Origin of the sequence: Actinomyces urogenitalis DSM 15434, from assembly GCF_000159035.1 — a bacterium.
Lineage (GTDB): Bacteria > Actinomycetota > Actinomycetes > Actinomycetales > Actinomycetaceae > Actinomyces > Actinomyces urogenitalis.
This window is the reverse complement of record NZ_DS999576.1, coordinates 591,568-595,523: the sequence shown is the minus strand read 5'-3', so window position 1 is coordinate 595,523 and position 3,956 is coordinate 591,568. Positions and strand designations below refer to the sequence as shown.

5 protein-coding genes and 1 pseudogene are annotated in these 3,956 nt (G+C 70.0%); all 6 read left to right on the top strand.

What is annotated here, in order from left to right:
* Positions 1 to 181: pseudogene (locus HMPREF0058_RS12875) on the top strand (PrsW family intramembrane metalloprotease); the annotation flags it as partial.
* Positions 178 to 813: an NUDIX hydrolase gene (locus HMPREF0058_RS10730; RefSeq protein ID WP_006549821.1), complete on the top strand. Its 636-nt coding sequence runs from the start codon at positions 178 to 180 to the stop codon at positions 811 to 813. The pseudogene HMPREF0058_RS12875 and the gene HMPREF0058_RS10730, both read left to right, overlap by 4 nt.
* Before the next feature lie 91 nt (positions 814 to 904).
* Complete coding sequence (gene pdxS / locus HMPREF0058_RS10725; RefSeq protein WP_006549820.1) at positions 905 to 1,801, top strand: pyridoxal 5'-phosphate synthase lyase subunit PdxS; 897 nt, start codon at positions 905 to 907, stop codon at positions 1,799 to 1,801.
* A gap of 50 nt (positions 1,802 to 1,851) precedes the next feature.
* The gene (pdxT, locus tag HMPREF0058_RS10720) at positions 1,852 to 2,550 is read left to right on the top strand and encodes a pyridoxal 5'-phosphate synthase glutaminase subunit PdxT (RefSeq protein WP_040319954.1); all 699 of its coding nucleotides are present in this window, start codon (positions 1,852 to 1,854) and stop codon (positions 2,548 to 2,550) included.
* A gap of 67 nt (positions 2,551 to 2,617) precedes the next feature.
* Complete coding sequence (locus tag HMPREF0058_RS10715; RefSeq protein WP_006549818.1) at positions 2,618 to 3,382, top strand: YebC/PmpR family DNA-binding transcriptional regulator; 765 nt, start codon at positions 2,618 to 2,620, stop codon at positions 3,380 to 3,382.
* 73 nt (positions 3,383 to 3,455) lie between these two features.
* Positions 3,456 to 3,956: crossover junction endodeoxyribonuclease RuvC (locus HMPREF0058_RS10710; RefSeq protein WP_006549817.1), on the top strand; the 501-nt coding region annotated here is incomplete at its 3' end.

Sequence of the window (3,956 nt, the reverse complement as noted above, 5' to 3'; positions counted from 1 at the left end):
GGCCAGGCAGCGCGGACCGGCGGCCCAGGCCGCGATGAAGGACTTCCTGGCGGCCTCGGCGAGCCTGGCCGCCCTGCGCCAGCAGGCGCTGGACGGGCACGCCGAGGCGGACTACGCCAGTCAGGAGCGCCAGCTGCTGGAGCGGGTGCGTGGAGCCAAGGAGGAGCTGGGACAAGGATGAGTCGAGCTGAGCTGACCCCGGACGGGCGTGACCCGAAGCTGGTTCCTCGCAACTGGCGCGAGCTGATCGACCCGGCGGGGGAGTGGCACCTGGATGCTGAGGGTCTGCCGCGACGCCGGGGCGCCCGGGTCATCGCGTTGCGGACGGTTCCCACTCCCGCGATCCTCCTGGTCACGGGGCACGATCGCACCGACGCCAGCCACTGGTGGTCCTTCACGCCCGGTGGCGGGATCCTGGAGGGCGAGACCAGCCGCCAGGCCGCGGCACGCGAGCTGGCCGAGGAGACCGGCATCGAGCTGGCCGACGACGCCTTGAGGGGCCCCGTGGTCTACCGCGACAGCCGCTTCGACTTCAACCTGGTCACCGTCCGCCAGGATGAGGAGCTCTTCTTCGCGCTGCTGGACCCAGGCCAGGCCGAGGCCAGCGCCGACCCGGACGGCGAGATGGACCGCAGCGGATGGACGGACCTGGAGCGTGAGGTCCTGGACTCCGTGCGCTGGTGGCCCTTGGAGGAGCTGGAGCGCGCAGTGAGCCAAGGCATGACGGTCTACCCGACCCAGCTGCCCGGGCTGGCCCGCGAGCTGCTGGCCGGGTGGAACGGTGTGGCCTGGTCGATCACGGAGTGGGACTGAGGTCCGCGCGGGGCGGGGCCCGGCGTACGATGCCGCCACCGAACCGTTGTCGCCGTGGGCCTGGCTCCACGGCCCGTCCTTGAGGACACGCATGAGCACCACCAGCCCGACCACCGGCACCCTGACGATCAAGCGAGGCATGGCCGACATGCTCAAGGGCGGCGTCATCATGGACGTCGTGACCCCCGAGCAGGCGCGCATCGCCGAGGGCGCGGGCGCCGTCGCCGTCATGGCCTTGGAGCGTGTGCCCGCTGACATCCGCGCCCAGGGCGGGGTGGCCCGCATGTCCGACCCGGACCTGATCACCGGCATCATCGAGGCCGTTTCCATCCCGGTCATGGCCAAGGCCCGCATCGGCCACTTTGTGGAGGCGCAGGTCCTGCAGTCCCTCGGGGTGGATTACATCGATGAGTCCGAGGTGCTCACCCCGGCCGACTACTCCCACCACATCGACAAGCAGGCTTTCACCGTGCCCTTCGTGTGCGGGGCGACCAACCTGGGCGAGGCGTTGCGGCGCATCACCGAGGGGGCGGCCATGATCCGCTCCAAGGGCGAGGCCGGCACCGGTGACGTGTCCAACGCCGTGACCCACATGCGCACCATCCGCGACGAGATCCGGCGTCTGACCTCGCTTCCCGAGGACGAGCTCTACGTGGCTGCCAAGGAGCTTAGTGCCCCCTACGAGCTGGTCGCCGAGGTCGCGCGCACGGGCAGCCTTCCGGTCGTCCTGTTCACGGCTGGTGGTATCGCCACACCGGCGGACGCTGCGATGATGATGCAGATGGGCGCTGAGGGCGTCTTCGTGGGCTCGGGCATCTTCAAGTCTGGTGACCCTGCTAAGCGCGCCGCCGCGATCGTGCGCGCCACGGCCCAGTTTGACGACCCCGACGTCATCGCCGAGGTCTCGCGCGGCCTGGGTGAGGCCATGGTGGGAATCAACGTCGAGGACGTTCCCGCCCCGCACCGCCTGGCTGAGCGCGGTTGGTGAGGGGAGCCGTGACGGGGAGCGAGCCTGCGCGGCGCGTCGGAACCTCGGTCATGGGCCAGCACACCCCGCGTGCCCTCTTCCCGGCCGCCTCGCTGCCTGACTCGCGCGTGAGCATTGGTGTCCTGGCGCTGCAGGGGGACGTGCGCGAGCACTGCCTGGCCCTGGAAGCGGCGGGGGCTCGGGCCGTGGCCGTGCGCAGCGCGGCTCAGCTGGCTGGAGCCGACGGCGCACGAGTGGACGGTCTGGTGCTGCCCGGTGGGGAGTCCACCACCATGGGCAAGCTCCTGGCGTCCTTCGGGATGCTGGAGCCTGTGCGTGCGCTGGTGCGCGACGGAATGGCGGTCTACGGCTCGTGCGCGGGGATGATCATGCTGGCCGATCGCGTTCAGGGGGCGGCCTCGGGCCAGCCCTTGATCGGCGGCATCGACATGACGGTGCGACGCAACGCCTTTGGCCGGCAGGTCGACTCCTACGAGGAGGACCTGGTGGCTCCGACCCTGGGCGCTAATGAGGAGCGTCCCCTGCGGGCCGTCTTCATCCGAGCGCCCTGGGTGGAGGAGGTTGGCGAGGGCGTGGAGGTCCTTGCCACAACGCGATCTGGCCGTGCCGGCGCGGACCGGCCTGGGACAGGCGGTAGGATCGTCGCGGTTCGTCAGGGACCGCTGCTTGCCACGTCCTTCCACCCTGAGGTCGGAAGCGATCACCGGGTCCATGACGTCTTTGTCGAGATGGTGAGGCACCGGTCCTAGGACCGGTGCGTCACAGGCTTTCGGTGCCTGCCTGCCTGGCGGGCACCGACTTACCCAAGGAGCACATATGTCGGGACACTCCAAGTGGGCGACCACCAAGCACAAGAAGGCTGCGATTGACGCCAAGCGCGGCAAGCTCTTCGCCCGCCTGATCAAGAACATCGAGGTCGCTGCCCGCACCGGCGGTGGGGACCCCGCAGGTAACCCGACCCTGTTCGACGCCATCCAGAAGGCCAAGAAGAACTCTGTGCCGGCGGACAACATCACCCGCGCCGTCAAGCGTGGTAGCGGCGAGGAGGCCGGTGGCGCCGACTGGCAGACCATCATGTACGAGGGCTACGGTCCGGCCGGTGTGGCCTTCCTCGTGGAGTGCCTGACTGACAACCGCAACCGTGCGGCCTCGGACGTGCGCGTGGCCTTCACCCGCACCGGCGGCAACCTGGCTGACCCGGGGTCGGTCGCCTACAACTTCACTCGCAAGGGCGTGGTGGAGATCGCCAAGGCTGACGGTATCGACGAGGACTCCATCCTCATGGCCGTCCTTGACGCCGGTGCCGAGGAGGTCGTCGAGGGGCCGGAGTCCTTCGAGGTCCTGTGCGAGCCCACCGACCTCATCGCCGTGCGCAACGCCGTGACCGAGGCTGGCATGGAGTACGACTCCGCCGAGTCCCAGTTCGTGGCCGGCACCAAGGTCGAGGTCGACCTCGACGGCGCCCGCAAGGTGATGCGCCTGATCGACGCCCTGGAGGACCTGGACGACGTCCAGAACGTCTTCACCTCTGTGGACATCTCTGCCGAGGTCGCCGCCCAGCTCGACGAGGACGAGGACTGAGCTGGCTGCCACGCTGAGCGGCCAGCCAGGTCGCTCTCCTCGCTCGCGTACCGCCCAGGTCGCGCTCCAGCGGGTGCTCGGGGTCGATCCCGGTCTCACGCGGTGCGGCCTGGGCTGCGTTGACATCGACGCCAGGCGGCGCGCCCGCCTGGTCGAGGTCGGGGTCGTGCGCACGCCGCCGTCGATGAGCCCGGAGCTCAGGCTCGCAGCGATCGCCGACGCCCTGGATGACTGGATCGCCCGGCTGGGACCTACGAGCGTGTCGGTCGAGCGTGTCTTCGCCCAGGACAACCTGCGCTCGGTCATCTCGGTGGCCCAGGTGATGGGTGTGGTCATGGTGGCTGGGGCCCGGGCCGGCCTCGAGGTTGCCCAGCACACTCCCAGCGAGGCCAAGGCTGCGGTGACCGGCTCAGGTACCGCGGACAAGCCCCAGGTCCAGGCGATGGTCGCGCGCATCCTCGGTCTGGACGCCCCGCCGAAGCCTGCTGACGCGGCCGACGCACTGGCCCAGGCCATCTGCCACGGCTGGCGCGGAGGCGGCACCGGGATCGACGGCGGCGCGGAGATGGTCTCG

Bases quoted from the DNA above. Each gene is read 5' to 3' on its own strand.
- HMPREF0058_RS10730 (WP_006549821.1), top strand. From the start codon at position 178: ATGAGTCGAGCTGAGCTGACCCCGGACGGGCGTGACCCGAAGCTGGTT.
- pdxS (WP_006549820.1), top strand. From the start codon at position 905: ATGAGCACCACCAGCCCGACCACCGGCACCCTGACGATCAAGCGAGGC.
- pdxT (WP_040319954.1), top strand. From the start codon at position 1,852: ATGGGCCAGCACACCCCGCGTGCCCTCTTCCCGGCCGCCTCGCTGCCT.
- HMPREF0058_RS10715 (WP_006549818.1), top strand. From the start codon at position 2,618: ATGTCGGGACACTCCAAGTGGGCGACCACCAAGCACAAGAAGGCTGCG.